Below are 26162 nucleotides of genomic sequence, written 5' to 3'. Positions count from 1 at the left end.
GGAGCGCGATGATAAAGGCCTGCAATCAGGTCGGTTTCCCCCGTTATACACCTGCGGAGGCTGGACGCCAGAGAAGGTGTGGCAGGGGCCCGGACCGCGCAAGGGGGATTGGCCTCGATGTTGAGCACTGCGGACATGATCGGCGGTAACCTTGCCGGACAGTTGATGGTGCAACGCCCTTGCCGCCCCGGGTTCGAGTGTCTACATGTCGCTCACGCGACGAAAAGCCGGAGAGCATTATGATTGCAGTCTTTCAAACCATCGACCTGGCGCTGGGTATCTACACCTGGATCATCATTGGCAGCGCCATCTTCTCCTGGCTCTATGCCTTCAATGTGATCAATGCCAACAACCGCTTTGTCGGCATGATCGGCGAGTTTCTCTACAAGGCGACCGAACCGGCGCTGCGACCGATCCGCCGGATTCTGCCCGATCTTGGTGGTCTGGACATCTCGCCCATCGTGCTGCTGATCGCGATCTTCTTCGTGCGCACCTTCATTGCGACCTCGATCGCCCCGATCTTCCTGCGCTGAGCAACTGGTTCCAGGCCTCAGACAGCGGGATTGACCTCGCTGTCAGGCTCACGCCTTCCGCGGCGTCGGACGTCATTGACGGCGTAGTCGCCGATGCTGCCGGCCAGACGCGGTTGAAGATCAGAGTTCGCGCCGTGGCCGAGAACAACAAGGCCAACCGCGCGCTTGAGGCCTTTCTCGCAAAACGCCTGAAACTCGCAAAATCGAGAGTGCGTGTGATTTCCGGCGCCAACAGCCGCACCAAGACCGTGCGGCTCGAGGGTGACCCGCAGGAGCTGGCAGCAAAGCTGGATGGATTGGCCTGAGGCCTGTCGCGCTACTGCGAGGCTGGACCCCGTGGTCTCACGGCCCGGCCTTAGCCCTTTGCCTTGGCCCGGTCGATCGCTTCCACAATCAGCTTACGGGCGACTTCTGCATCGCGCCAGCCGCCAATCTTGACCCATTTGCCGGGCTCGAGATCCTTGTAGTGCTCGAAGAAGTGCTCGATCTGCTGCAGGGTGATTTCGGGCATGTCGGTGTAGTCGTTGACACCTTCATAACGCTTGGTGAGATGCGCCGATGGGACTGCGATGATCTTCTCGTCCTGACCGGAATTGTCTTCCATGATCAGCACGCCGATCGGACGGACATTGATCACGCAGCCGGGGATCAGCGGGCGCGTGTTGCAGACCAGCACATCGATTGGATCGCCGTCATCGGAGAGCGTATGCGGAACGAAGCCGTAATTGCCCGGGTATGTCATCGGTGTGTAAAGGAACCGGTCCACCACCAGGGTGCCTGCATCCTTGTCCATCTCATACTTGATGGGATGACCGCCAACCGGCACCTCGATGATCACGTTGACGTCGTGTGGCGGTTTTTCGCCAATGGTGATTGCGTCTATGCGCATGATCGCTCCAATTTTTTTAGGTGGCCCGCATTTCAGCGCCATGCTTGGGTCATGGGCCGTGGCTGCGTGCCTGAAACTGCCTTGCGGCGCCGGTGCAGGATATGAGCCTGCAAACGCCACTTGCGGCCCCGGGATTAAAGCCAAAGCTGCCCGGACGCAACCGGACTTTAGGTCATGATGCTTGGCACTGGCTGCTGATGAGATTGTGAGGCTGAGGTCAGGCCCAGATGAAGGCGATTTTCTTGAGTGTCTTGCCATCGAAGGTCTCGTGACCTTCGGCAACATCGCGGCCGCCCTGGAAGCGGTAAAAATCCACGGATTGATGATTTTCCTCGAGGCACCAGATCGCCATGCCCTTGCAGCCGAGCGAGGTCAGCAACTGTCTGGCTTCATTGAACAGTCTTTTGCCCAGGCCCACGCCCTGGAACTCAGGCCGGAGGTAGAGCTCGTAAATCTCGCCTTCCTGCGGCAGCGACCGGGCGCGATTGAGGCCAAGGGTCGCGTAACCGGCAATGGTGCCACCGACATCGAGCACCAGGATGGATGTGGAACCGCGTATCGCGCGGCGCCACCAGGCAACATTTCGACGTTCGAGCATCTGGCGCAACGCCTTGTGCGGCAGGATTCCCGTATAGGCATGACTCCATGCCGCCCGGTGTGCCTCGGCGATAGCTTCGGCGTCCTGGGGTTCGGCATGCCTGATGTCAATCGTGAGTGTCTTGCTCATAAATCCATACTACCGATCCCGGGACATCCGCATAAGGCGGTTAGCGCCGGGCTTGCAGGTCTGCCCACAGCATTGTTTTGTGGACGGCGCCAAACGAGTTAACCGTTTGTTAAGAATTAATGCAAGGGCGCAACTTTGCTGTAACCCGGCCATTTCCGGCTCTGGAGCTGTCAGTTCAAAGGGCGCTTTGGTGTCAAACCGGATCAGGCGGTGTCAGTGTTCGTGTCCGCAAACTGGTCAAGGCAGGCCTGTGCGGCCTGGAAAAACTGGCCAACCTGCAATCCATCGACCAGGGCATGATGAACCTGCACCGCGACCGGGCAGCTCCAGCGGCCGTCGTGGCCTTGAACGATTTTTCCCCAGGAAAAGCGGGGGATACAGTCATCCGGTCCCGGCAACGCGTTGTCGAGCGCGGTGAAATCGATCCACGGCAGGCAGGAGAGATAGGCCAGATCAAAGCGCTGTCCGGTGTTGGCGCCGAAGTCGGTGCCACGGGCGGTTTCTTCGATGATCGCCTTGCAGCTGTGGTCAAATTCCGCCCAATCCGCAATATAGGGGATATAGGCGTAGCCGAAGGTGTCGCCGGGGCGTGGAACCGTCGCCGACAGTGCGATTGCACCGTATTCGAAAACCTGATCGCCGATGAAACGCATCTTGAGGGCGGGAACGGCGTGAACCCCCGCGCCGATGGCGTGGATAAAGGCGCGATAGGGCGATGCACCTGCGGACTTGCCCTTGGTCATCAGGGCGGTGACATCGACGCGCGCGGTGGTGGCGAAATGGGGCCGGTCATAGCTCCGGAACAGGTTGAACTGTCCGGCCCGTGACCAGCTTTCCAGATCGACCTCACGCGCCTCAGCCATATCAGGCAGCGCTGGCGCCGGCTTTTGCAAACCGCTTGCGGTCGTTGGCGTCGAGATAACGCTTGCGCAGACGGATCGACTTCGGCGTCACTTCCATCAGCTCGTCGTCCTGGATCCAGGACAGCGCCCGGTCCAGGGTCATGCGGATCGGCGGCGTCAGCTTGACGGCCTCGTCCTTGCCGGCCGAGCGGATGTTGGTGAGCTGCTTGCCCTTGAGCACATTGACCTCGAGGTCATTGTCGCGGGTATGGATGCCGATGATCATGCCCATATAGACCTTGTCGCCCGGCTCGATGATCATCGGGCCACGGTCTTCGAGATTGAACATTGCATAGGCCACAGCCTCGCCTGGCTGGTTGGCCAGCAGAACACCGTTGGTGCGTCCGCCGATCTCGCCCTTGTAGGGCTGATAGTCATGGAACAGACGGTTCATCACGGCGGTGCCGCGGGTGTCGGTCAAGAGTTCCGACTGGTAGCCGATCAGGCCGCGGGTCGGGGCGTGGAACACAAGACGGACGCGATTGCCGCCCGATGGGCGCAGTTCGGTCATTTCGGCCTTGCGCTCGGACATCTTCTGCACGACGACGCCGGAATGCTCTTCATCAACGTCGATGACAACCTCTTCGATCGGCTCCATCAGCGTGCCGCTCTCGTCATTGTGCATGACGACACGCGGACGCGACACGGCGAGTTCGAAGCCTTCGCGACGCATGGTTTCGATCAGCACGGCCAGCTGCAATTCGCCGCGGCCGGAGACGTAGAACGAATCCTTGCCTTCGGATTCCTCGATCTTCAGCGCCACATTGCCTTCGGCTTCCTTGAGCAGTCGGTCGCGGATGACGCGGCTCGTCACCTTGTCGCCCTCGGTGCCGGCAAGCGGGGAATCATTGACCAGGAAGGTCATGGTGACGGTCGGCGGGTCGATCGGCTGCGCGGTCAGCGCTTCTGCCACCGAAGGATCGCAGAAGGTGTCTGCCACGGTGCCCTTCGACAGGCCGGCAATGGCGACGATGTCGCCGGCATGGGCTTCCTCGACCGGCTGGCGCTCGAGACCGCGGAAAGCGAGGATCTTGGAAATCCGGCCGTTTTCGACCAACTTGCCCTCACCATTGAGAACCTTGACGGCCTGGTTCGGCTTGATCGAGCCGGAATGGATACGGCCGGTAATGATACGGCCAAGGAACGGGTTGGCTTCCAGAATCGTGCCGATCATGCGGAACGGACCTTCGGCCACGGTGGGCTCCGGGCAATGCTCAAGAACCAGATCGAACAGCGGCGTCAGCGATCCGCCATCGGCGGGGCGGTCAGGGCCGGCATCCATCCAGCCGTTGCGGCCCGAGCCATACATGATCGGGAAGTCAAGCTGCTCGTCGGTGGCGTCGAGCGCTGCGAACAGGTCGAACACTTCATTGATGACCTCGTCGACGCGGGCGTCGGGACGGTCGATCTTGTTGATGGCGACGATCGGGCGGAGGCCGACCTTCAAGGCCTTGCCGACCACGAATTTGGTCTGCGGCATCGGGCCTTCGGCTGCATCGACCAGAACAATCGCGCCATCGACCATCGACAGGATACGCTCCACCTCGCCGCCGAAATCGGCGTGGCCGGGGGTGTCAACGATGTTGATGCGGGTTCCCTTCCATTCCACCGAGGTGGCCTTGGCGAGAATGGTGATGCCGCGCTCCTTCTCGATGTCGCCCGAATCCATCGCGCGTTCCTGAACGCGTTCGTTTTCGCGGTAGACACCGGATTGCTTGAGCAGTTCGTCGACAAGTGTGGTCTTGCCATGGTCAACGTGGGCGATGATCGCAATATTGCGCAGGGACATAGGTCAGGTCTCATTCTGGAGAATACAAAAGCGCCGGAACCATGATCCCGGCGCGGGCCGGCAATGACCGGAATTTGCGCGGCTTATACAGGGTTTTTTGCGGTTGCGAAAGATATCTTTGCCCGACAGCCTTAATGGAGCGAGAGAAGGGCGCAAAGCGCCCTTCTTGATCATATCGTACCGGGGTCGAAACGAGCAATCAGGCGGTACGGACCGGATCCGGGGTGCAGCAGAGGGTCCCCGGTCGAAGCTGCAACGATCCTGCGTGCCGCGCCGGCTGGAAACCTAGTTGCCGTCCACCATCACGTGGTCGCCGAAGGGATGGTCGATCACCATGCGCCAGTTGCCGTCAGGCTGGCGCCGCAACACGGCAACCGACAGCGCCGACTGTTGGCCATCGGGTGTCGCGCTGGTCCATTTCATCAGATGCAGCCCAATGTCTCCGGCGATGACGACGTCGTGGGTGCCATAGTCGAAGTCGATGCCTGCTTCGATGAATTGCCCGAACATAACGGCAAGTTCCTCGCGCCCTCTGACCGGCTGGCCCGGGGCAGAAACAACCGCGGCTCCCTCCTCATAGGTTGTCAGAACGCCGTCCAGATCGCCCGCGGCGAAGGACGATGTCATGGTGGCTATGGTATTCAGGATGGCCTTTTGTCCGGCTTCGGGCTCCCCGGCCGCGGCGCCGGCGGCAAGTGCGGAAGCCATGGCAAGCGTGGAAATGGCAGTGGTCAAGGATGTGGACATGAGTGGATCTCCGGTTGATTGGTCCCTATGTCTTAACCTCTGATGGTGCCAAATATTGTCAGTATCAGGTTCCTGCGACACCTCCCGCAGCTGTTTTGCCGTTCCGCTCCCTTTTGCTATTGTTTTTCAGAATGAACGGTAGCGGGAGACGAAGATGCGCAAATTGCAGGCACAGGGCATCCACCACATCACGCTTGTGGGGGCGGACAGGCAGACCTCGATCGACTTCTGGGAAGGCGTGCTTGGCATGCCCTTCGTCTTCGAACAGCCCAATCTCGACAGTGCCTTGGAAAGCCATCTCTATTTCGATCCGGGCGATGGACGGCTGATCACCATCTTCACCAGCGAGGACCGCAAGCCCGATCCCGAACGGACCTCGACCGAGCCCGGTGCTGTGCATCATCTGGCGATCAACGTGTCGAAGGCGACTTTCTCGCAAGCGGTGGAGCGGCTGGATGAGCGCGGAATCAAACACAGCGGCGTCAAGGACCGCGGCTTCATGGATTCGATCTATTTCACCGATCCGCTGGGTTTTCTGATCGAGCTCGCCGCCTACCGGTTCGAGCCACCTGCGGGCTCATCCCATGCCGAGGTGCTGCTTGAGGCGCACAAGATCCGGGTCGCAAAAGGCGACTACAACATCGCTGAAGTCCACCTGGCCGACGCGATTGAAGCGATCATCCTGAGATCTCAGCAATCTCTGTCGGACGACCGGACGCCGAAGCAGGCCTATTGACGCCTGGCTCGCGGTGCCCCGGCATGGGATGAGCATGCCAGGTAACGGGTCAGGCGAGGCCGCGCTTCTCAAGCATCGCCGTGGGATCGGGCATGCGGCCACGGAAAGCCTTGTAGAGCTCTGCCGGATCGCGTGACCCGCCGGCGGAATAGATGTTGGCGCGAAGCTTCTCCGCCATCTCCGGGTTGAAGGGATCGCCGGTTTCCTCAAAGGCGGCAAAGGCATCGGCATCGAGCACTTCCGACCACATGTAGGAGTAATAGCCAGCCGAATAGCCTTCGCCAGCAAACACATGCAGGAAATGCGGGCTGGCGTGGCGCATCACGATGGCCACGGGCAGCCCCAGCTTCTTCAGGGTTTCAGCTTCGAATGTCGCCGGATCGGCTTTCGCGCCGCCGGTGTGCCAGGCCATGTCGACCAGCGCGGAGGCGGTGAATTCGACAGCGCCGAAACCTGCGTCGAAAGTCTGGGCGGAAAGCACCTTGTCGAGCAGCGCGCGCGGGATCGGTTCGCCGGTCTTGCAATGGCGGGCGTGTTTTTCGAGGATTTCCGGAACGGTGAGCCAGTGCTCAAAGAGCTGCGATGGCAGCTCCACGAAGTCACGGCTGACCGAGGTGCCTGACAGCGAAGGGTAGGTCACATCCGACAGCATTCCATGCAGGGCGTGGCCGAATTCGTGAAACAGGGTGCGGGCGTCATCGAGTGAGAGCAGCGCCTGCTGGCCAGCTGCCGGCTTGGCGAAGTTCATCACATTGGTGATGATCGGCTTTTCGCCAAGGCTTCCGTCGGGCATCGGCAGCTTGTGCTGGCTCTGCATCCCGCTCATCCAGGCGCCGGAGCGCTTGGACGGACGGGCGAAATAGTCGGCCACGAAGGTCGCAAGCGGCGCACCGTTTCTGTCCTTGACCTCGAAAACCCGGGCATCGGGATGCGGGCCTTTGATATCCGGACGGGGGATCATGGTGATGCCGAACAGCCGGTGTGCGACGTCGAAACAGGCGTCAATCATCTTGTCGAGCGAGAGATAGGGCTTGAGTTCGGCCTCGGAGAAATCGAACTTCCGGGCCTTCAGCCTCTCGGCATAATAACGCCAGTCCCAGGCGGCGACATCATGGTTGCCCCCCTCCTCGCCGATCAATCCGGCCAGATCGAGCTTGTCAGCTTCGGCGCGTTCGACCGCGCGGGTCCAGACATCGCCGAGAAGCGCTTCAACGGCATCGGGGGTCTTGGCCATGGTGTTGTCGAGCTTGAGCGCGGCGTAGCTCTCATAGCCCAGCAGCTCGGCTTTCTCGGTGCGCAGGGCGATGATCTCGGAAATCAGCGCGGAATTGTCCGTTTCGCCGCCATTGGCACCGCGCGCGGTCCAGGCGCGGAAGGCCTGCTCGCGCAAATCGCGGCGGGCGCTGCTGGTCAGGAACGGCTCGATGATCGACCGCGACAGGGTGACGGCGAACTTGCCCTTGTGGCCCAGCTCTTCTGCCACAGCGGCCATGGCGGCGCGCAGATCATCTGACAGCCCGTCGAGATCGGCTCCGTCGTCAAGCAGCAGCAGCCAATCCTTTTCGTCGGCCAGCACATTCTGTCCGAACCGGGCGCCGAGCCCGGCGAGCTTTTCGCCGATTTCCGCCAGCCGCGCCTGACCCTCGGGATCGAGGCCTGCGCCCGACTTGATGAAGGATTTCCAGATCCGCTCCAGCAACCGATCCTGTTCCTCTGTCAAACCAAGGTCGTGTCGGTTTCGGTACAATTCGTCCACGCGCGCGAAGAGATCGCGGTTCATGGCAATCTTCGAGTAGTGCCGTGACATTTGCGGCGCGATCTCGCGCTCAAGCGCCTGGATCGCATCATTGGTGTCGGTACCGGCGCGGTTCCAGAACAGCGAGGAGACCCTCGACAGCTTGTCGCCCGCAAGCTCCAGAGCCACCATGGTGTTGTCGAAATCGGGTGCAGCGGGGTTCTTCGCAATCGCATCGATTTCTGCGTCATGCTCGGCGAATCCAAGTTCGAAAGCCGGCTTAAAATCCTCATCGGCAATGGCCTGGAACTCGGGCAGGCCAAGTGGCGCAGTCCAGTCGAAAATCGGCGCGGCGGATTGGGTCATGAGAAACTCCTTGTCATGCTCTCCATGTAGGCGGGCGGCGGAGCTTGGACAAGGCGCAGCGTGCGCTGCCCGGCAATCAAGGCCTCGTGAAGGGCAAAACAAAAAGGGCGGAGCCTGATCCGGCTCCGCCCTGTTCGATCCTGTATCTTCGAACCTAGCTGTTGCGGTTGCGGGCAGCCAGGGTCCGGAGCCGGAGCGCGTTCAGGCGAATGAAGCCGGCGGCATCCTTCTGGTCATAGGCGCCGCGGTCATCCTCGAAGGTGACCAGCGCGTCGTCATAGAGCGATTTCGGCGAAGCGCGTCCGGTGACGATGACATTGCCCTTGTAGAGCTTGAGCCGCACGGTGCCCTCGACCTCACGCTGGCTGTGGTCAATGGCTGCCTGCAGCATCTCGCGCTCGGGTGAGAACCAGAAGCCGTTGTAGATCAGCTCGGCATAGCGCGGCATCAGCTCGTCCTTGAGGTGGGCAGCGCCACGGTCAAGGGTGATCGATTCCATCGCCCGGTGTGCGGTCAGCAGAATGGTGCCGCCCGGTGTCTCGTAAACGCCGCGGGACTTCATGCCGACGAAACGGTTTTCCACCAGATCCAGCCGGCCGATGCCATTGTCGCGGCCGAGATCATTGAGGCGCGCCAGAATGGTTGCCGGCGACAGTGTTTCGCCATTGATCGAGACGGCGTCGCCAGCCTTGAAGCCGATTTCGATCTCGGTTGCCTTGTCGGGCGCATCTTCCGGAGACACCGAGCGCTGGTAGACATATTCCGGCGCTTCCTCGTTCGGATCTTCCAGAACCTTGCCCTCGGAGGAGGAGTGCAACAGGTTGGCGTCAACCGAGAACGGTGCTTCGCCGCGCTTGTCCTTCGGAATCGGAATCTGATGCGCTTCGGCAAAGGCGATCAGCTCGGTGCGCGATTTCAGGGTCCAGTCGCGCCAGGGGGCGATCACCTTGATGTCGGGGTTGAGCGCATAGGCCGAGAGTTCGAAGCGGACCTGGTCATTGCCCTTGCCGGTGGCGCCATGGGCAATCGCGTCGGCGCCGGTTTCCTCGGCGATCTCGACCAGGCGCTTGGAAATCAGCGGCCGGGCGATCGAGGTGCCGAGCAGGTAGACGCCCTCATAGACGGCATTGGCGCGGAACATCGGGAACACAAAATCGCGGACGAATTCCTCGCGGACATCCTCGATGTAGATGTTCTTGTCGGGAATCCCCATCAGCTCGGCCTTCTTGCGTGCCGGGCCCAGCTCGTCGCCCTGGCCGAGATCGGCGGTGAAAGTCACCACCTCTGCGCCGAGTTCGGTCTGCAGCCATTTGAGAATGATCGAGGTGTCGAGGCCGCCTGAGTAGGCGAGAACGACCTTTTTGACGTCCTTGTGCGTTGCCATGATTGAATTCCTGTTATGGTGTCTGGCCCGACGGGAGTGCCGGGGGCCTTGAATTTGGCGGCACTTTTAGCCGGTTTGCAGCGCCATGCAAGGGTTAAGCCCTTGCCGGGCAAGCAAGGCTTGTAGGCAATTGGGTTGACGGGTGGCCGTTGCGGGGTTTTGTGGCAAAACGGGTGTTCATGCAAAGGGAGGACGAAAATGGCTGATCTGCAATCGATACTCGGGGACGGCAAGGTGGCGGTTGTGACCGGAGCGGCTTCCGGCATCGGTCTTGCCGCCGCGACACGCTTTGCGGCGCGGGGCATGGCTGTGGTTCTTGTCGACAATGACCAGGGCAAGCTAGCGGATGCCCGGGAGATCGTGGCCGCGCAGTCGAAAAACGCGGATGCCAGGATTGCCGCTGTCGCAACCGATGTCAGCGACCGGGAGGCTGTCGCGGCTCTGGAGCAGACGGTGGCGGGGCAGTTTGGCGATGTTCATGTGCTGATGAACAATGCCGGCATCCAGCCCGGAAGCAGCCTTTTCGGTCTGGAGGAGAACTGGGAACGGGTCCTCAACGTCAATCTGATGGGTATCATTCACGGAACCCGGCTGTTCGGGCCGAAGATGATTGCCCATGGCGAACCGGCGATGATCATCAACACCGGATCCAAGCAAGGCATCACCACACCGCCCGGTGATCCCGCCTACAATGTCGCCAAAGCCGGTGTGAAGGCCTTCACCGAAGCCTTGCAGCACGAGTTGCGCAACACGGCGGGTTGCCAGGTCAACGCCCATCTGTTGATCCCGGGCTTTGTCTACACGCCGCTGACGGCAAGGGGCCGGACCGAGAAGCCGGGTGGTGCCTGGACGCCGGAGCAGACGGTCGATTTCATGATGGAAAGCCTGGAGAGAGGCGATTTCTACATTCTCTGCCCCGACAATGATGTCGATCGCGCCACCGACGAGAAGCGCATTGCCTGGGCCGCAGGCGATATCATCGAGAACCGGCCACCCCTGTCGCGCTGGCATCCCGATTGTGCAGCGGATTTTGATGCATACCTGAAAAAGTAGGCATGATTTGGTTTCTCTCATTGGGTGTATTATACTTATCCTACACCCAAAAGGGAGGAGCCATCATGTCCACGTTATTTGCCTGGGTCGTACCGGCCTATAGCAGCGGTTCGCCGGTCGATCATACTTGGATCACCACCTATGACAGCCGTAAGCATGCCTATCCCGATATCGCGGCGGTAAAGAAGGCCAAAGAGGCCAACTGGTACTGCTGGGGCTCGTTTCACCCAAAAGGCGGAGTGCCTGGAAATCCACCCGGATTCATTGGCAGCAAGACCGGTGACCGCAGTATCGCGGATTGCCTTGTGCTTCCCAATGCCAGTTCGAAAACCAATACGGCAGCACGCGGCACCATTTTCAGTTACGGCATAGATGGAGTGTGCCATCAACTCGCCAACCAGGTGCTTTATGCAACAAAAGCAGCCGGTTCTCTGCCAATGACCGTGAAAGCCGCACGCGGATATGCGATCAGCACGTTCCTTTATGGCACTTATGGATTGCAGCATGCTGCCTGGAAGGCCAAACTTATGGCCTGCGCCGGGGCAAAGCCGATGACAAAGCTACCATCAGCGATGGAGGAACGAGTGGAACACCTGCCTGACGATTTTGCTGATCATGCACGGCAAGTGCTTTCCGACAAGCCTGAGTTGCTTGACCAGCTCCTGGCACTGAGGACAGAGGTCAACACCTTTGCCGCGCAGAAGATCCCCGGTTTCTTTCCGCCGGATGCAGCCCTTCTCAACGCCCGCAACCAACATTTGCTGGATCAGGCGGCGGCCTTGCTCAGTCCTGACGAATTTCACCAGATATTTGGTATGGAACCTGGTGCAAGGATAGATATTGTCGATCCAACAATAATGGAACAGCTCGACGAATGATCTGATTGGCAGCAAGCTGAAACCAGCTTAGAGGTAGTGCTCGGCCAATCTGGATTCTTGCCATGCTTTCCGACTTCATCCCGGGCCTGCCTGTGCTCGCCGCCTTCAGTCTTGCCGTGCTCTTGCTGGCGATCACGCCCGGGCCGGACATGACGCTGTGGATGAGCCGTGCCATCCGTGATGGCAAGGCCATCGGCATGATGGCGATGCTGGGCACCAATCTCGGGATTGTCATTCACACGCTGCTTGTTGCCTTTGGAATCTCGGCGCTGGTGGTTGCGTCACCCGTCGCGTTCCTGGTTCTGAAAACCGGTGGCGCGGGCTATCTCCTCTGGCTCGCCATTCAGGCGGTGCGTAACCGCTCGGTGCTTGCCGTCGAGGCGACGGGCAAGAACGACGCGTCCTATTTCAAGGCGTTTCTCAACGGGTTCTGGGTCAATCTTCTCAATCCCAAGGTCATCATCTTCTTCATGACCTTCCTGCCGCAATTTGTCAGCGTCAATGATCCGCATGTAACCGGCAAGCTGATCTTTCTCGGCGTGCTGTCGATCATCATTGCGCTGCCGGTCGCCATTGTGGTTGTTCTCGGCGCCAACGGGCTGTCGGCCTGGCTCAAGCGCAAGCCGCAGGTAATGCGGGTGGTGGACTATGTCTTCGCGGCTGTGTTTTCGGTGTTTGCGGTGAGGATTCTGCTGACCCAGAGCCGCTGATCAGGCTTCGATGTCGCCGGTTTCGTTGGCTTTCGCGCGCTCGCTCGGCAGCCAGCGTCCGGCGTTGCGGCCGGCAATCAGCCAGTAGAGCGTGGCGCCGATGATCCCGCAGGCAATGCGGATGGCGATGTCCCAGGCAGGGTTGCCAGCATTTGCTGCATCCGCGGTCCCAGCCAGCGGAAGGCTCGCCGCCGCCAGAGCCAGCAACCCGCCGGCCAGTGCGTGGCTGAGCCAGTCGCGCAGCTTGAAAAACTCGAAACCCGCAATCACGGCAAAGGCCGGCAGCAGCAACGCGCGGGCAAACAGGCTCGATACTCCGAGTATGCCGACGGCCAGTGTGACGGTCAGCTCAAGCTCGTCGATGCGCCCGAAATCTTCCGGCACCACCAGCCGCGCCAGAAACACAAACGCTGTGCCGGCAGCCAGGAAGGCTGCGAAAAACCCCAATGTGATGACAAACATCCGGATAATCGGGCGCAGGATGTCAGCCATGGCGCGCCGTCAATCCGCGCCGTGGCCGGCGATCATCATCGCCTCGAGCGCCAGCCGCTCGGTCTTGCGCATGCGCTCGGATTCACTCTTGAGCTGACCGCAGGCTGCGAGAATGTCGCGGCCGCGCGGGGTGCGGATCGGCGAAGCATAACCATTGGCGTTGATGAAATCGGCAAAGGTCTCGATCGTGTCCCAGTCCGAGCACTCATAGGCCGAACCGGGCCATGGATTGAACGGGATCAGGTTGATCTTGGCGGGAATGCCCTTGAGCAGGCGCACCAGTTCCTTGGCATCGCTCAGGCTGTCATTGACGCCCTTGAGCATCACATATTCAAAGGTGATGCGGCGCGCATTGGACAGGCCGGGATAGGCGCGGCAGGCGTCGAGGAGTTGCTTGAGCGGGTATTTCTTGTTGATCGGCACCAGCTCGTCGCGCAGCTCGTCACGCACGGCATGCAGTGAAATCGCCAGCATGACACCGATCTCGGTGCCGGTGCGGGTGATTTCGGGGACCACGCCGGAGGTCGACAGGGTGATGCGGCGTCTCGAGAGCGCCAGCCCGTCGCCGTCGGAGGCGATCAGCAGTGCCTTCTTGACGTTTTCGAAATTGTAGAGCGGCTCGCCCATGCCCATCATCACGATGTTTGTGACCTTGCGGCCTTCCGTCGGCACGATGGCGCCCTGCGGCGTATCCTTGTGCGGAAAATCGCCGAGCCGGTCGCGGGCGACGAGCAATTGCGCGAGAATTTCCTCGGGCGTGAGGTTGCGCACCAGCTTCTGGGTGCCGGTGTGGCAGAAGGTGCAGGTCAGCGTGCAGCCGACCTGGCTGGAGATGCACAGCGTGCCGCGGCCTTCCTCGGGAATGTAGACCGTTTCGACCTCAACCGGCCGGCCGGCGCCGCGCGGCGGAAACCGCATCAGCCATTTGCGCGTGCCGTCTGACGAAATCTGTTCCTCGACGATTTCCGGGCGTGCGACCGAGAAATGGGCGTCGAGCTTGTCGCGCAGATCCTTGGAAATGGTGTGCATGTCGGCAAAGTCGGACGAGCCGCGGACATAGAGCCAGTGCCAGAGCTGGTTGACGCGCATCTTTCGCTGGCGCTCCGGCACGCCGGCCTCTGCCATTGCCGCGATCAGTTCGTCACGGTCCATGCCGACGAGCACAGGCTTGCCATCCGCAGCAATTGCAGCGGGGCGGACGGGACGTGCAGAAGGGTCTGTCAGGTCAAGGGTGGCTGGCATCGCGGGCTCGGTCATGTTTCAAGAGTGGCCGCCTCCTACCAGCTTTTGACGCTCACGTCACCTGTGCAGTCTGCTTATGCCTTGCCGCGTCTGGACAGACCCCTGCATTGCGCCAGCGGCAACAGGCCCGCAACACTTGCGAGCATACCGCGCCAGCCGGTGTTGCTAGGTGGTTGGCGCCCCCGGTCTTCGTGGTCGCCGGTTTCCGGGTCACAGGCCGCCGGGCTGCGCTCACCCTTGGCAAGCCGGTCCGGGCGGCGCTTGCGATGCCTGGCCGGGACATCGAAGGGGGGCTCAGGTTGTTGTTGCCATGGTCCAAGCCGGTGGGCGATCATGGTTGCGTGGTCGTAATAGCTCATGGTGCGGTCTCCTGTTTCCATGAGCAAAGCAGATCGCTGCTGACAGTACGGTGTCAGTAGGGGGTGTGTTAATGTCAGCAGCATTGATCCCTGCTGACGACGGAATTCTCGCCATGCGCCGCTCCGACAGACTGTTCGAAATCATCCAGATCCTGAGGTCCGCCAGGCAACCGGTGACGGCGGAGGTGATTGCCCGCCAGCTCGAAGTGTCCACCCGGACGATCTACCGGGACATTTCCGCATTGCAGATCATGAAGACGCCGATCGAAGGGGAATCGGGGATCGGCTACATCATGCGCCGCGGCTATGATTTGCCGCCGCTGAATTTCGACTTGGAGGAGATCGAGGCGCTGCGGGTCGGGCTGGCGCTGTTGTCGCGCACCGGCGACAGCGCGCTGCAGGGGGCTGCACGCCGGATCCACGAAAAGGTCGATGCGCTGCATGGTCCCGCCGACTGGCTTCAGGTGGCGCCCTGGGGCGCGGCACTGGATGACCCGGCAAAGGGCTGTGTGTCCAAGGCGACGCTCCGGGACGCCATCCGCGATGAACGCAAGCTGGAGCTGATCTACCAGGACGAAAAGGGGTGCGAGACGGTGAGAACGGTGCGTCCGCTGGCGCTGGTCTATCACCTTGAATGCGTGATGCTGGCAGCCTGGTGCGAATTGCGCGGAGCGTTCCGGCATTTCCGCGCTGACCGGATCTATGGCTGCGACGTGCTGGAAGAGCGGTTTACCGGACAGGCCGGGGCGTTGCGGATGATCTGGCTCGAGCAGAACCCCTTGGGAACGGCAGAGGTGGAGCAGGTGTAAAGCCCGCCCTCTTTGGATGGAATCGTTTGAACGCAGGGATTTCGCGACCTGTCTGCTGGTCAGACGCCGGGCGTGAGGGCGGCATCGATGATTCCGGCCATGTTGGACGGGGTCAACGCCGGTTCGCCGGCCAGTTGCTCCATGCCGATCAGGGCTGCGTAGACAAAGGCGGCGCGTGAGCGGGCCTCGCCGCCGGTCAGTCCGGCGGCCCGCATCTGGGTTGTCAGAAAGGCCAGCCGCTCATTGTCGGCCTCGCGCACCAGCTTGAGCACGGCCGGATCGGCACCGGCCCATTGCCTCAGTGCGGTTTCAGCCAGCGCGCCGCCTTTTGCCTGGCGTTTCTGCACCTCCTCGAAGAGGCCGATGATGAGATCGCGGGGCGCGAGTTCAGTTTGGGTGGCCGAGGCAATCAGGTCGCGCGCCGCGGCCTGCCGCCAGCGCTCGATCATGGCAGCCTTGAGTGCGGCAAGATCATCGAAATGCCAGTAGAAGGATCCCTTGGTGACGCCCAGCGCCTTGCACATCAGATCCACGCGAATCGCCCTGGGGCCTGCATCGGCAAGCAGCCGGAATGCGGTTTTGATCCAGTCGTCGGGTGTGAGGGAGTGCTTCGGTGCCATGCCCCACCATACCTGGAGTACTGATAAAATCCAGTGGGTTTCACAGCGTGTCATGGGAGGCGGATTGAGCTTTGGCAATCGTTGGTCAAGACTGCGCCCGCTCGACACAAAAAGGCCGACGATTGCCGGCCTTTTCTCTGTCTATTGCTGGCTGGACGCAGTGATTACTGACAGGTTGCGATCTTGTTCAACGCCGCTGTCACGCCCCTGAGCGAGTAGCTGTAGGAGGTGTCGGTGCCGCGCCGCGAGACCGCCTTGACCGTCATGTCGGAGCCGGCCTTCATGGCTGCCACGAGTTGCGGTTCCTCGGCTGCATTCTCGACCCAGCCGGAATTGCCGCGGCTGAACAGGACGAAGTTGCGGCCGTCGATATTGACGTTGATCTTCGAGGCTTCCTTGAGCGGATATCCCATCATCGCCTGCGGTTCGTAGCTCACATTCTGACCCGGGCGCTGCGAGATCAGGAAAAAGATGTCACCGTGATTGACATTGGTCGGGGCCGAGCTGATCGGCACGGAAAGGACGTAGCAGACCTTGCCGCCTGCGGAATCGTAGGAATAGGCGCCCCAGGCGTCAAACTGTTCGATTCGGTTGGGCGATTGCGCCCACGCGGCGGCGGTCAAAGCAAAAAGCCCCGTCAGTACGGTTGCGATTGTCTTCCCAAGCATGGTTTTCCTACCGGTTTGTGGTCGGGTGTTAAGGGCCGATGGCCCAAATGAGTCCCTCGGGTTGCGAGGTGATGAGTTCATTTTGACTTAATCCTGGTTACCAAAGCGTCAAGATTTTCCGCTTTGGATGTGCAAACTTGGGATGCCGCCTGCTGGAGGCTTCCCTCATGTCACCTTTTGTAACAGTCTGAATCCGGCAACAGTTTGACCTTTGCCATTTCCGGTGTAGGTGTTTCGTGAAGATTCGCGTGGCGGCGGTTGGGTGTAATCAGGTGAACGGGGTGCTGCGGCGTCAATGTCGGGTGATTTGAAAGAACGGTTTGCCCGTCTTGCCGAGGCGGTTGCTGTAAGGCGGGATCAGAAGGCGTTCGGGGAATTGTTCGACTATTTCGCGCCGCGCCTGAAATCCTATCTCCAGCGGCTCGGAATGGAATCGTCACAGGCCGAGGAAATGACCCAGGAGGTCATGATCGTGCTGTGGCACAAGGCAAGCCTTTTCGATTCATCCAAATCGTCCCTTGGAACATGGCTGTTCAGGATTGCCCGCAATCGCCGCATTGATGCCCTCAGGCGCGACCGTTCCGGTCTGCTTGATCCGGAAGATCCGGCGTTGCATCCCTCACAACCCGAGGCGGCTGATGACATTGTCGAGGCCGAGGAGCGGGATGAGCGGGTCCGCCAGGCCATGCTCGATCTTCCCGAGGAGCAGGCCACGCTTGTGCGGCAGGCGTTTTTCCTGGGCCGTTCACACTCCCAGATTGCCGAAGACACCGGCTTGCCGCTTGGGACGGTCAAGTCGCGAATCAGGCTTGCCTTCGCGCGGCTGCGGCGAACGCTTGAAAGCGGCGACGGCGACGTTACCTTTCATTGAGCGCGCGGCCCGCAAGGCACCGGGCCGTGTTTAGCACCGGATCAGTCTGAAGTCTTGTCAGGCGAAAAATCGGCAAGCGCCTTCCTGGCGGCCGCGCGATGGGCATCGGTCATGTTGGAGCGCACAGTGGCGATGGCGAGCGTGAGCACCGCGATGTCGTCGGAAAACCCGACCACGGCAAGAAAATCCGGGATCGTATCGAGCGGCATGATGAAATAGGCCAGCGCACCCAACATCACCGCCTTGGCCTTGCCGGGGGTTTCCGGGTCAAGCGCGCAGAAATAGGCCGCGACCAGATCTTCGGCGAAGGGAAGCTGACGAGCTGCCTTGCCAAAGGTCTTCCAGAAGCCGGTACGCACCGATTCTTCATCGGCGCGATCATTCTCCCCGTTACGGATTTTCTCATCCGGTTCGAGAATTTCGCCCTCAAGAGCATTCATGCGTTGGCCTCCGCTCTGCGTTGCCTTTGCCCATAACATGGGCTCTGGGGCGCCAGGGTTCAATATTGGTGGCCGGTTTGATGGCCGGGTTACTCGCCATGTTATTGGCCAGTCGAGGCAGCAATCGTGTCCATCGCGCCCGCCAGATCGAAGTCAAGCTGGGTCAGGCCGCCGGCGTCGTGCGTGGTCAACCGCACCTCGACGGTGCGGTAGACGTTCTTCCATTCGGGGTGGTGATCGAGCTTTTCGGCCACCAGTGCCGCGCGCGCCATGAAGCCGAAGGCCTCGCTGAAATCTTTGAACTTGAAGCTTCGTGTGAGTGCGGTTTCGCCCGCATCGATGTTCCACTGGGATACGGCTGCGAGCTTTTGCGAAATGGTTGTGCTATCGAGTTTTGGGCGTGACATGGCATACTCCGGGGTTCAACAGGGTGACTTGACTATGAACACTAGTGTTTCAGACGGCGGAGAAAAGGCACAGTGTTCGGTGCTTTTTGTGTGCATGGGCAATATCTGCCGGTCTCCGCTGGCCGAAGGTATCTTCCGCAAGGGCTTGGCGGACGCCGGCCTGGACGGGTTTGTCATGGTCGATTCCGCCGGAACCGGGAACTGGCATGCGGGCGATCCGCCTGACATCCGCTCGGTGGAAACGGCAACTGAAAACGGCATCGACATATCAATGCAGCGTGCGCGGCAGGTGTCAGATGATGATTATGACCGCTTCGACCTGATCTTTGCCATGGACCGTTCCAACGAGGCGACGCTGAAAGCGCGAGCGCCATCGTCGCAGCATGACCGCATCCATCTCTTTCTCGACCATACCCTGGGTATGCGGACTGATGTTCCCGATCCCTATTATGGCGGCGTTGATGGTTTCGATGCGGTCTATCAGTTGCTGCGTGAGGGTTGCCAGGCGCTGCTGGACAGGCTTGGCACGGAATTGCGCCAGCCCAAAGGATAGGCTTCTTCGACCAGATAGGGCCCTCCGCCGACCGAATCCCGCGCCGACATCACCACAAAACGTCCCACATCAAAGGATTCCGTGCGGAAGTCGCCGCGGCCCGAGAGATAGGAAACCACATCGGAGACCCGTGCATGGCGCAACCTTGCGAGAGTGACATGCGGCGAGAACCGCCGTGTGTCGGGTGCGAGACCAATGCGCTGGCAGATCCTTTCGATTTCGGCCTGCAATGCCATCAGTTCCGAACATGCGGACACACCGGCCCAGATCGAATGCGGCTTCTTTGCGCCAAACGAACCTATGCCGGAGAGTGACAGTGAAAAGGAGGGACGGTCGACCCGGTCAAGCGCATTGACCACCTCGTCTGCCGTGGGACCGTCGACATCACCGATGAAGCGCAGCGTGATGTGATAATTTTCAACATCAAGCCACCGGGCTCCGGGAAGGCCGCCGCGCAACAAGGACAGCGACAGCGCCGCATCGCGCGGTATTTCGAGAGCGGTAAAGAGCCTTGGCATCGCTAGTCCCCCGAATCATCGATTTGGTTTGAACGAATCACGCCATGGGCAGCAGGGCAAGCGCATAATTTTTCCAGATGCACTCTGACCTGTGCGCTACAGGGCTTTGAGTCCGGTCAGAAATGTCTCGGCATAGGGCAGGATACCTTCCACCATCCTGTTGATTCCATTGGCATTCGGATGCATTCCATCACTGAGAAGCAGGCTTGGGTTGCCGGTCACCCCATCGAGAAAAAATGGATAGAAGACAACGTCATGCTTCTTGGCGAGGTCGGGGTAGATGGTGTTGAACTTGGCCTCGTAGTCTGCGCCCATGTTGGGTGGCGCCAGCATTCCGGCGAGCAGGACGGCGATGCCGCGCTCCTTGAGCCGGGTGATCATGGCGTCAAGATTTTCCCGTGTCGTTTCCGGTGGCAAGCCGCGCAGCGCGTCATTGGCGCCAAGCTCCAGAATCACCCCGTCGACACCCTCCGGGATTGACCAGTCGAGCCGCGCCAGGCCGCCCGAGGTGGTGTCACCGGATACACCGGCATCAGTGATTTCCACCTGATATCCCTTTTCCACCAGCGCCGCTTGAAGCCGCGCCGGGAAGCCTTCCGCGCTGTCGAGATTGTAGCCCGCCATGAGGCTGTCGCCGAACCCGACAAGACGGATCACCTCGTCCGCCCTGGCTGAAAGCGGAGTGGCTATAAAGCTCAAAGTGGCGAGAGCGGCGGCAATCAGATTCCTAAAACGCATGGCGCAAACCTTTAAAACACATGGTGGGGCTCCTAAGTCTCCCGCAACACTCCCGTTGCTGTCATGCTTCCATATAGGATATCCCGACCGTGTCTCAAACAACTGACCCTTCGATCGTCACCTTGAGAAAAGCCAATCTGACGCTCGGGAACGGGGCTTCCTCTGTTCACGTGCTCAAGGGTATTGATCTCGATATCGCCAAGGGCCAATCGGTCGGCATCGTCGGACCGTCGGGTTCCGGCAAGTCGACGCTGCTGATGGTGGTGGCGGGTCTTGAGCGGCTCGACAGTGGCGAAGTCCACATTGCCGGCAGCGCGCTGCACACGCTCAGCGAGGATGCGGTGGCTGCAGTGCGCGGCCGGTCAGTCGGTATCGTGTTTCAGTCCTTTCACCTCATCCCCAACATGACGGCGCTTGAAAATGTTGCCGTGCCGCTGGAGCTTGCGGGCAAGTCCGACGCGTTCGACCGGGCCCGGGAAGAGCTGATCGCGGTCGGCCTGGGTGAGCGGCTGACCCATTATCCTGGCCAGCTTTCAGGCGGCGAACAGCAGCGCGTGGCGATTGCCCGGGCGCTGGCTCCCGATCCGGCGCTGATTGTGGCTGACGAGCCGACCGGCAATCTCGATGGTGATACCGGCCGGCAGATTGCCGAATTGCTGTTTGCCAAGCAATCCGAGCGCGGTGCGACGCTCTTGCTGGTCACCCACGATCCGGCGCTTGCATCGCAGTGCGACCGGCAGGTTTCGGTGCGGTCAGGCCTGATTGTCGGCGACAGCGCAGGCGCAGATGCCGCTGAAAAGGCGATTGCCTGATGGCCGCGCCAAATCAGTTCCGGCTTGGTCTGGCGGTGCGGCTGGCGTTGCGTGAATTGCGCGGCGGACTGTCGGGATTCTATATTTTTCTCGCCTGCGTGGCGCTGGGAACAGCTGCGATTGCCGGGGTCAATTCGGTCTCGCAGATGATGACCGGCTCGATTGCCTCGGAAGGCCGCACCATTCTGGGTGGCGACATTCGGTTTGAAAGCGAGAATCAGCCGTTCAGTGAAGCCGAAAGCAGTTTCATCGAAGACTTGGGAGATGTCTCAACCGGCGCCAATCTGCGCACGATGGCGCGGACCCAGGATGGATCTGACCAGTCTCTGGTGGAATTGCGCGCAGTGGATGGCGCCTACCCGCTTTATGGAAGCTTTCAGGCATCGCCTGACATGCCGCTTGAGACGATCTTTGAAGAGCGCGACGGCGTTTTCGGAGCGGCAACGGCGCAGATCCTGCTCGACCGGCTTGGCCTGTCGCTTGGCGACGAGGTTCTTGTCGGCCAGGCACGCTTTGAACTGCGCGCGATTATCGTTACGGAACCGGACTCCCTGTCGGAAGGCTTCGGCTTTGCGCCAAGGTTCCTGATTTCCCGGTCGTCGCTTGATGCGGCAGGCCTGATCAGGCCGGGCAGCCTGATCGAATACAGCTACCGGGTCCGCGTCGATGGCGGTGCCAGCGCCGGCCAACTGGCCAATATCCGTGCCGATCTGAGGGAGCAGTTTCCTGAAACCGGCCTTGAGGTTCGCACCAGCCGCAACGCGGCGCCGGCATTGACCCGCAACATTGAGCGTTTTTCGCAGTTTCTGACCCTGGTCGGGCTGACCGCCCTGATTGTTGGCGGTGTCGGCATCGCCAATTCGGTGCGCGCCTGGCTTGACGGAAAACGCGGTGTGATCGCCACGCTCAAATGTGTCGGCGCGCCGTCACGGCTGGTGGTGGCCATCTATCTCATCCAGGTGATGCTGATTGCCGGCTTCGGCGTGTTTCTCGGGTTGCTTCTCGGGCTCGCGACGCCGTTTTTTGCTGCCGGGGCGCTGTCTGGCGTGATTCCGGTTGCGGTGCAGGCTTCGGTTTACCCCGCATCGCTGATCATTGCTGCAGGCTTTGGCCTGATGACCGCCTTTGCCTTTGCCGTGCTGCCGCTCGGCCGGGCAGGCGAGGTGCCTGCCACGGCATTGTTCCGCCAGCAGAGCTTTGAGGGTGGGGGGCTGCCACGCTGGCCCTATCTTCTGGCAGCCGGGGTGACGCTGGTTGCCTTGTGCGCGGCGGCGATCTGGTTTGCTGATGATCGCGGCATCGCTTCGGTTTTCGTGGCCGCCGTTGTCGTTGCCTTTGGCGTGCTCAGGCTGGTGGGCTTTGCAGTCCAGGCGATCGCCAGAAAGGTGCCCGCCGTGCGCTCGACGCCGCTGCGGCTTGCCATCGGCAATATCCACCGTCCCGGCGCGCTGACGCCGTCAGTTGTGCTGTCGCTGGGTCTCGGGCTTGCGCTTCTGGTGACTCTGGCGTTGATCGACACCAATCTGAGGCGGGAACTCTCCGGCAATCTGCCGGACCGGGCGCCCAACTTCTTCTTTGTCGACATCCAGTCGAGTGAAATCGACGGATTTGAAAACATCCTTTCCGAGGTCGCGCCGGAGGGCAAGGTCATCAAGGTTCCGATGCTGCGCGGCCGGATTCTCGAGCTCAAGGGTGAGCCGGTGAATGAGGATAATGTGCCTGCCGAGGCGCGCTGGGTGCTTCGTGGGGACCGCGGTGTGACCTACACCAAAAACCTGCCGGAGAATTCGCGGCTGTCGGCCGGCGAATGGTGGGCGCCCGACCATCAGGGCGAACCGCTGGTGTCATTCTCCTCCGAGGAGGCGGGCGAGCTGGGCCTGAGCGTTGGCGACACCATCACGGTGTCGGTGCTGGGCCGGTCGATCGTTGCCCGGATTGCCAATCTGCGCGACGTGGAGTGGGAATCGCTGTCGATCAATTTCGTCATGGTGTTTTCGCCCAACACCTTTGCCGGCGCTCCACACTCCTGGATGGCGACGTTGCAGGATCCGGACGCCACCGCCGCGGAAGAGGGCGAGGTGCTGCGCGCCGTTACCCAGGCCTATCCGACCATCACCAGTGTGAGGGTCAAGGATGCGCTCGAACTGGCCAACCGCGTGGTGGGCCAGATCGGGATCGCGATTCGCGCGGCAGCCCTGGTGGCTCTGATCGCCTCCGTGCTGGTTCTCGCCGGCGCGCTGGCTGCGGGCAACCGCTCCCGGATCCATGATGCGGTGGTGCTCAAGACGCTGGGCGCGACACGGGTGACCCTGATCCGGGCCTATGTCTACGAATATGGTCTGCTGGGCCTCGCCACGGCGGTTTTTGCGCTGGCCTTTGGCGCTGTTGCCTCCTGGTTCGTGGTCAGCCGGATCATGACCCTGCCCTCCAGTTTCATGCCCGATATCGCGGCTGCAACGCTTGTTGGTGCGCTCGTGGTCACTGTCGGCATCGGTTTGCTGGGCACCTGGAGGGTGCTTGGACAAAAAGCCGCACCTGTGCTTCGCGAACTTTAGACGCAAATCAGGCCGATACATTAAGCAATCGGCGTTAATTCGTTCCATCTTGATCCTATGGGGTCTTGTCGTGGCGCTTGTTCGTCATCATATTATCCACAGGCATGCTGGAGCCCCGCAGCGGCGCCTGGGAACTTGAACCCGACACCGTAACCCATACCGGGGCTTATAAAGAGGGAAACATGGCTGACTTTCGCAATTCGAATGTCCGCGTAGCGAGTGGCGCACATGCAGATGCCGCCATTGATGAGGGCCTCCGCGCCTATATGCTGCGCGTCTACAATATCATGGCAATGGGCCTGGGCATCACCGGCGTGGCCGCTTACGGCACCTACATGCTGGCGTCGACCAACCCGGCCTTCGCGCAACTGCTCTATGCGAGCCCGCTCAAGTGGGTGATCATGCTGGCGCCGCTGGCCATGGTCTTCTTTTTGAGCTTCCGCATCGAGAAGATGAGTGTCTCCGCCGCGCAAACGACCTTCTGGGTCTATGCCGCGATGATGGGCCTGTCGCTGTCGTCGATCTTCATCGTCTTCACCGGCGCGTCGATCACCCAGACGTTCTTTGTCACCGCAGCCTCTTTTGGTGCGTTGTCGCTTTACGGCTACACGACCAAGAAGGATCTGTCGGGCATGGGCTCGTTCCTGATCATGGGCGTGTTCGGCATCATCATCGCGATGGTCGTCAACATCTTCCTTCAGTCGAGCGCGCTTGAGTTCGCCATCTCGGCGATCGGCGTTCTGGTGTTTGCCGGCCTCACCGCCTACGACACCCAGCAGATCAAGGAAATGTACTATGAAGGCGACGGCGCAGCGACTGCCGGCCGCAAGGCGATCATGGGCGCGCTGCGTCTGTATCTCGACTTCATCAACCTGTTCATGTTCCTGCTGCAGTTCCTCGGCAATCGCGAGTAGGATCTGAGACAACATCAATCGAAAAGGCGGCTTCCGGGCCGCCTTTTTTGTGCGCTCGAATCTGGTATTGAGGCTCAAGTTGACCCGTGCCGGGCCAGTGTGCAGACCTGACGGAAGATCCCCTATGCAGATACGCGATGCGACCCTTGCCGATGTGCCGGCAATCACCCGTATTTACACCGAGAGCGTGCGCAACGGCGTGGCCAGTTATGAGCTTACACCGCCCGGCGAGGCGGAGATGACGCGGCGGTTTTCGACGATTTGTGGCAATGGCTATCCCTATCTTGTGGCCGAGGCTGACGGCAAGGTCATGGGCTATGCCTATGCATCCGCGTTTCGGACCCGCCCGGCCTATAGATGGTCGGTGGAGGACTCGATTTATCTCGATCCCGAGGCGCGGGGCCGGGGCTACGGAAAGGCGCTTTTGCATGCGCTGATCGCAGGTTGCGAGACGCTCGGATTCCGGCAGATGATCGCGGTGATTGGCGGGGCGCATCCCGCTTCCATCGCCGTGCACCAGAAGGCCGGCTTCGTTCATAGCGGGATGATTTCTGGTTCCGGTCACAAGCATGGAAGCTGGCTCGATACGGTGTTCATGCAACGCCAGCTGGGTGAGGGCAAGGCAACTGATCCCGACCCCGAGATCTATCCCGGCACACTTTTCATGGGCTGATGGGGTTCACGGGTTGACGGGTACAGGGGTTGACGGGGTACAGGGGCCGGCAGGCAGGTCGTGTGTATCAGCGGACGACGCGTGGGCTCTTGTCGAAATATCTCAGCACGGTCTCGAGCTCATGCCCGCGTTTGAGCACAAGGCCGGCGGCTGAGATGATGGCAAAAGCGCCCTGCTTGCGGGCCCGCGACGGATCCTTCTCGATCCGGTAGAGCGGCACTTCACTGGTGCGGCGGAAGGCCGAGAACACTGCGCGGTCGCGCAGATGGTCGATGGCATAGTCGCGCCAGTGCCCGTCAGCGACCATCCTGCCGTATATTCGCAGGATCAGATCGAGTTCACGGCGATGAAACGTGACCGGCTCGGGCGTGTTGCGCCGCCGGATCTCGGCCAGATCCACCGTGGTTGCCGTCTCTGTTCCCGTTGTGTAACGGCGCGCAGAAGAGTCCCCCCCGTCCGTCATCGCCTGGACCGCAAATCAGTTGTCATCGCTCCAGTTTGCCTGAGCGAGCGCGTAATTCAAGGCGTCGCGCGGTGATATCGGGCAATCTTTGCGGAAGAGCGTATGATGCCGGTGTGTTTTGCAGTGCACCATCACGAAACCCGTCAGATGGTTGCGTATGTTTACCAGAACGGAGGCTGAAACTGGTCTTGAGCATAATTGGGCCGCATTTCAGCCAAATCCGCGCCTGAATTGGCGTCAATTCTCCGATCGTTGCCTCAGGCGGTTCGAACCGGGGACTTCGAATTGATAGCCCCCCAGCCCCCTCGGAGTCCCCGGGACGAATCTTCTGGCAGATGGCTGTTCCCGCGGCCTGAAGCTTTGAGGCAGCCCCAAACCCCATTTTAGACCGGCCCCTGGCCGGTCTTTTTTTGTCCAATTTTGCGCTCGATACCAAAAAAGACCGGGAGATTGTGAAGATTTCTGGCGGCAGGGCAGGTCGGAACCGGCACAAATCACTTGGCCATAGCCCAGAATGAGTGTTTCAACGTACTTGCATCATTTCAAAGCGTTACGGCGCCCCTTGCGCATCCGATTGGA

30 protein-coding genes are annotated in these 26162 nt (G+C 60.7%); 13 read left to right on the top strand and 17 right to left on the bottom strand.

The window, feature by feature from the left end; translation table 11 throughout:
- The first annotated feature begins 239 nt into the window (after nt 1–239).
- Together HPDFL43_RS20820 and HPDFL43_RS20815 are read left to right on the top strand one after the other, a co-directional pair.
- Nucleotides 240–533: a YggT family protein gene (locus tag HPDFL43_RS20820; RefSeq protein ID WP_007199409.1), complete on the top strand. Its 294-nt coding sequence runs from the start codon at nt 240–242 to the stop codon at nt 531–533.
- Nucleotides 530–838 carry a DUF167 family protein gene (locus tag HPDFL43_RS20815; protein ID WP_040450662.1) on the top strand — a complete coding sequence of 103 codons (309 nt, stop codon included), beginning with the start codon at nt 530–532 and terminating at the stop codon, nt 836–838. Before HPDFL43_RS20820 ends, HPDFL43_RS20815 begins: the two co-directional genes overlap by 4 nt.
- Nucleotides 839–888: 50 nt before the next feature.
- On the opposite strand, the gene ppa is transcribed toward HPDFL43_RS20815, so the two are convergent.
- The 5 genes from ppa to HPDFL43_RS20790 form a co-directional block, all read right to left on the bottom strand.
- Entirely contained in the window at nt 889–1422 is a 534-nt protein-coding gene (ppa, locus tag HPDFL43_RS20810) for an inorganic diphosphatase (protein ID WP_007199407.1), read from the bottom strand.
- 217 nt (nt 1423–1639) lie between these two features.
- Entirely contained in the window at nt 1640–2149 is a 510-nt protein-coding gene (locus HPDFL43_RS20805; protein WP_007199406.1) for a GNAT family N-acetyltransferase, read from the bottom strand.
- Nucleotides 2150–2352: 203 nt separating this feature from the next.
- Nucleotides 2353–3012, bottom strand: a complete 660-nt coding sequence (locus tag HPDFL43_RS20800) for a chloramphenicol acetyltransferase (protein ID WP_007199405.1) — start codon at nt 3010–3012, stop codon at nt 2353–2355.
- 1 nt (nt 3013) lies between these two features.
- A complete protein-coding gene (gene typA, locus HPDFL43_RS20795) occupies nt 3014–4840 on the bottom strand; it encodes a translational GTPase TypA (protein WP_007199404.1) in 1827 nt (608 codons plus the stop codon).
- A 285-nt stretch (nt 4841–5125) separates the two neighbouring features.
- Nucleotides 5126–5587, bottom strand: coding sequence for a YybH family protein (locus tag HPDFL43_RS20790; RefSeq protein WP_052093242.1), 462 nt, complete (start codon nt 5585–5587; stop codon nt 5126–5128).
- A gap of 154 nt (nt 5588–5741) precedes the next feature.
- Between HPDFL43_RS20790 and HPDFL43_RS20785 the strand changes: the two genes are divergently transcribed.
- The gene (locus tag HPDFL43_RS20785; RefSeq protein ID WP_007199402.1) at nt 5742–6323 is read left to right on the top strand and encodes a VOC family protein; all 582 of its coding nucleotides are present in this window, start codon (nt 5742–5744) and stop codon (nt 6321–6323) included.
- A 49-nt stretch (nt 6324–6372) separates the two neighbouring features.
- On the opposite strand, the gene HPDFL43_RS20780 is transcribed toward HPDFL43_RS20785, so the two are convergent.
- Nucleotides 6373–8424: a M3 family metallopeptidase gene (locus HPDFL43_RS20780; RefSeq protein WP_007199401.1), complete on the bottom strand. Its 2052-nt coding sequence runs from the start codon at nt 8422–8424 to the stop codon at nt 6373–6375.
- 154 nt (nt 8425–8578) lie between these two features.
- Nucleotides 8579–9808, bottom strand: coding sequence for an argininosuccinate synthase (locus tag HPDFL43_RS20775; RefSeq protein WP_007199400.1), 1230 nt, complete (start codon nt 9806–9808; stop codon nt 8579–8581).
- Nucleotides 9809–10006: 198 nt separating this feature from the next.
- Here HPDFL43_RS20775 and HPDFL43_RS20770 point away from each other — a divergent pair, with 198 nt between their 5' ends.
- From HPDFL43_RS20770 to HPDFL43_RS20760, 3 genes are all read left to right on the top strand, one after another.
- Entirely contained in the window at nt 10007–10861 is an 855-nt protein-coding gene (locus tag HPDFL43_RS20770) for an SDR family NAD(P)-dependent oxidoreductase (RefSeq protein ID WP_007199399.1), read from the top strand.
- A gap of 65 nt (nt 10862–10926) precedes the next feature.
- Complete coding sequence (locus HPDFL43_RS20765; protein ID WP_007199398.1) at nt 10927–11739, top strand: hypothetical protein; 813 nt, start codon at nt 10927–10929, stop codon at nt 11737–11739.
- 62 nt (nt 11740–11801) lie between these two features.
- The gene (locus HPDFL43_RS20760) at nt 11802–12449 is read left to right on the top strand and encodes a LysE family translocator (protein WP_007199397.1); all 648 of its coding nucleotides are present in this window, start codon (nt 11802–11804) and stop codon (nt 12447–12449) included.
- Here HPDFL43_RS20760 and HPDFL43_RS21525 read toward each other — a convergent pair whose 3' ends face one another.
- The 3 genes from HPDFL43_RS21525 to HPDFL43_RS20745 form a co-directional block, all read right to left on the bottom strand.
- Nucleotides 12450–12941 (bottom strand): hypothetical protein, encoded by a 492-nt coding sequence (locus HPDFL43_RS21525; RefSeq protein ID WP_007199396.1) that lies wholly within the window; start codon nt 12939–12941, stop codon nt 12450–12452. It abuts the gene before it with no gap.
- Between the two features lie 9 nt (nt 12942–12950).
- Nucleotides 12951–14183, bottom strand: a complete 1233-nt coding sequence (gene rlmN / locus HPDFL43_RS20750) for a dual-specificity RNA methyltransferase RlmN (RefSeq protein WP_007199395.1) — start codon at nt 14181–14183, stop codon at nt 12951–12953.
- Between the two features lie 74 nt (nt 14184–14257).
- Nucleotides 14258–14542: a hypothetical protein gene (locus tag HPDFL43_RS20745; RefSeq protein WP_156970356.1), complete on the bottom strand. Its 285-nt coding sequence runs from the start codon at nt 14540–14542 to the stop codon at nt 14258–14260.
- 71 nt (nt 14543–14613) lie between these two features.
- Between HPDFL43_RS20745 and HPDFL43_RS20740 the strand changes: the two genes are divergently transcribed.
- Complete coding sequence (locus tag HPDFL43_RS20740; protein WP_007199393.1) at nt 14614–15351, top strand: helix-turn-helix transcriptional regulator; 738 nt, start codon at nt 14614–14616, stop codon at nt 15349–15351.
- Between the two features lie 59 nt (nt 15352–15410).
- Here the strand turns inward: HPDFL43_RS20740 and HPDFL43_RS20735 are convergent, their stop codons facing one another.
- Both HPDFL43_RS20735 and HPDFL43_RS20730 read right to left on the bottom strand, forming a co-directional pair.
- Nucleotides 15411–15971, bottom strand: coding sequence for a TetR/AcrR family transcriptional regulator (locus HPDFL43_RS20735; protein ID WP_007199392.1), 561 nt, complete (start codon nt 15969–15971; stop codon nt 15411–15413).
- Nucleotides 15972–16135: 164 nt separating this feature from the next.
- Nucleotides 16136–16639 carry an invasion associated locus B family protein gene (locus tag HPDFL43_RS20730; protein WP_007199391.1) on the bottom strand — a complete coding sequence of 168 codons (504 nt, stop codon included), beginning with the start codon at nt 16637–16639 and terminating at the stop codon, nt 16136–16138.
- A gap of 295 nt (nt 16640–16934) precedes the next feature.
- Between HPDFL43_RS20730 and HPDFL43_RS20725 the strand changes: the two genes are divergently transcribed.
- A complete protein-coding gene (locus HPDFL43_RS20725) occupies nt 16935–17510 on the top strand; it encodes a sigma-70 family RNA polymerase sigma factor (protein WP_007199390.1) in 576 nt (191 codons plus the stop codon).
- 41 nt (nt 17511–17551) lie between these two features.
- On the opposite strand, the gene HPDFL43_RS20720 is transcribed toward HPDFL43_RS20725, so the two are convergent.
- Together HPDFL43_RS20720 and HPDFL43_RS20715 are read right to left on the bottom strand one after the other, a co-directional pair.
- Complete coding sequence (locus tag HPDFL43_RS20720) at nt 17552–17950, bottom strand: YkvA family protein (protein WP_007199389.1); 399 nt, start codon at nt 17948–17950, stop codon at nt 17552–17554.
- Nucleotides 17951–18051: 101 nt separating this feature from the next.
- A complete protein-coding gene (locus HPDFL43_RS20715) occupies nt 18052–18357 on the bottom strand; it encodes a 4a-hydroxytetrahydrobiopterin dehydratase (protein ID WP_007199388.1) in 306 nt (101 codons plus the stop codon).
- Between the two features lie 34 nt (nt 18358–18391).
- Here HPDFL43_RS20715 and HPDFL43_RS20710 point away from each other — a divergent pair, with 34 nt between their 5' ends.
- Nucleotides 18392–18910, top strand: coding sequence for a low molecular weight protein-tyrosine-phosphatase (locus HPDFL43_RS20710; protein ID WP_052093241.1), 519 nt, complete (start codon nt 18392–18394; stop codon nt 18908–18910).
- Here HPDFL43_RS20710 and thpR read toward each other — a convergent pair.
- The gene (gene thpR / locus HPDFL43_RS20705) at nt 18838–19428 is read right to left on the bottom strand and encodes an RNA 2',3'-cyclic phosphodiesterase (RefSeq protein ID WP_007199386.1); all 591 of its coding nucleotides are present in this window, start codon (nt 19426–19428) and stop codon (nt 18838–18840) included. The two genes, HPDFL43_RS20710 and thpR, sit on opposite strands and share 73 nt — an antisense overlap.
- Nucleotides 19429–19524: 96 nt before the next feature.
- Complete coding sequence (locus HPDFL43_RS20700; RefSeq protein WP_007199385.1) at nt 19525–20166, bottom strand: arylesterase; 642 nt, start codon at nt 20164–20166, stop codon at nt 19525–19527.
- 89 nt (nt 20167–20255) lie between these two features.
- On the opposite strand from HPDFL43_RS20700, the gene HPDFL43_RS20695 reads away from it, so the two are divergent.
- The 4 genes from HPDFL43_RS20695 to HPDFL43_RS20680 all read left to right on the top strand — a co-directional run bounded on the left by HPDFL43_RS20695 (nt 20256) and on the right by HPDFL43_RS20680 (nt 25120).
- Nucleotides 20256–20978 carry an ABC transporter ATP-binding protein gene (locus HPDFL43_RS20695; protein ID WP_040449415.1) on the top strand — a complete coding sequence of 241 codons (723 nt, stop codon included), beginning with the start codon at nt 20256–20258 and terminating at the stop codon, nt 20976–20978.
- The gene (locus HPDFL43_RS20690) at nt 20978–23533 is read left to right on the top strand and encodes an ABC transporter permease (protein WP_007199383.1); all 2556 of its coding nucleotides are present in this window, start codon (nt 20978–20980) and stop codon (nt 23531–23533) included. The genes HPDFL43_RS20695 and HPDFL43_RS20690 overlap by 1 nt, the downstream gene beginning before the upstream one ends.
- Nucleotides 23534–23715: 182 nt before the next feature.
- The gene (locus HPDFL43_RS20685; RefSeq protein WP_007199382.1) at nt 23716–24447 is read left to right on the top strand and encodes a Bax inhibitor-1/YccA family protein; all 732 of its coding nucleotides are present in this window, start codon (nt 23716–23718) and stop codon (nt 24445–24447) included.
- Nucleotides 24448–24571: 124 nt separating this feature from the next.
- Nucleotides 24572–25120 (top strand): GNAT family N-acetyltransferase, encoded by a 549-nt coding sequence (locus tag HPDFL43_RS20680; RefSeq protein WP_007199381.1) that lies wholly within the window; start codon nt 24572–24574, stop codon nt 25118–25120.
- Nucleotides 25121–25187: 67 nt separating this feature from the next.
- On the opposite strand, the gene HPDFL43_RS20675 is transcribed toward HPDFL43_RS20680, so the two are convergent.
- Entirely contained in the window at nt 25188–25583 is a 396-nt protein-coding gene (locus HPDFL43_RS20675) for a DUF2794 domain-containing protein (RefSeq protein WP_007199380.1), read from the bottom strand.
- Between the last annotated feature and the right edge of the window lie 579 nt (nt 25584–26162).

This window comes from Hoeflea phototrophica DFL-43 (genome assembly GCF_000154705.2).
In the GTDB taxonomy this organism is placed as follows: domain Bacteria; phylum Pseudomonadota; class Alphaproteobacteria; order Rhizobiales; family Rhizobiaceae; genus Hoeflea; species Hoeflea phototrophica.
The sequence above is the reverse complement of the archived record's forward strand: the minus strand, read 5'-3'. Positions and strand labels throughout refer to the sequence as shown.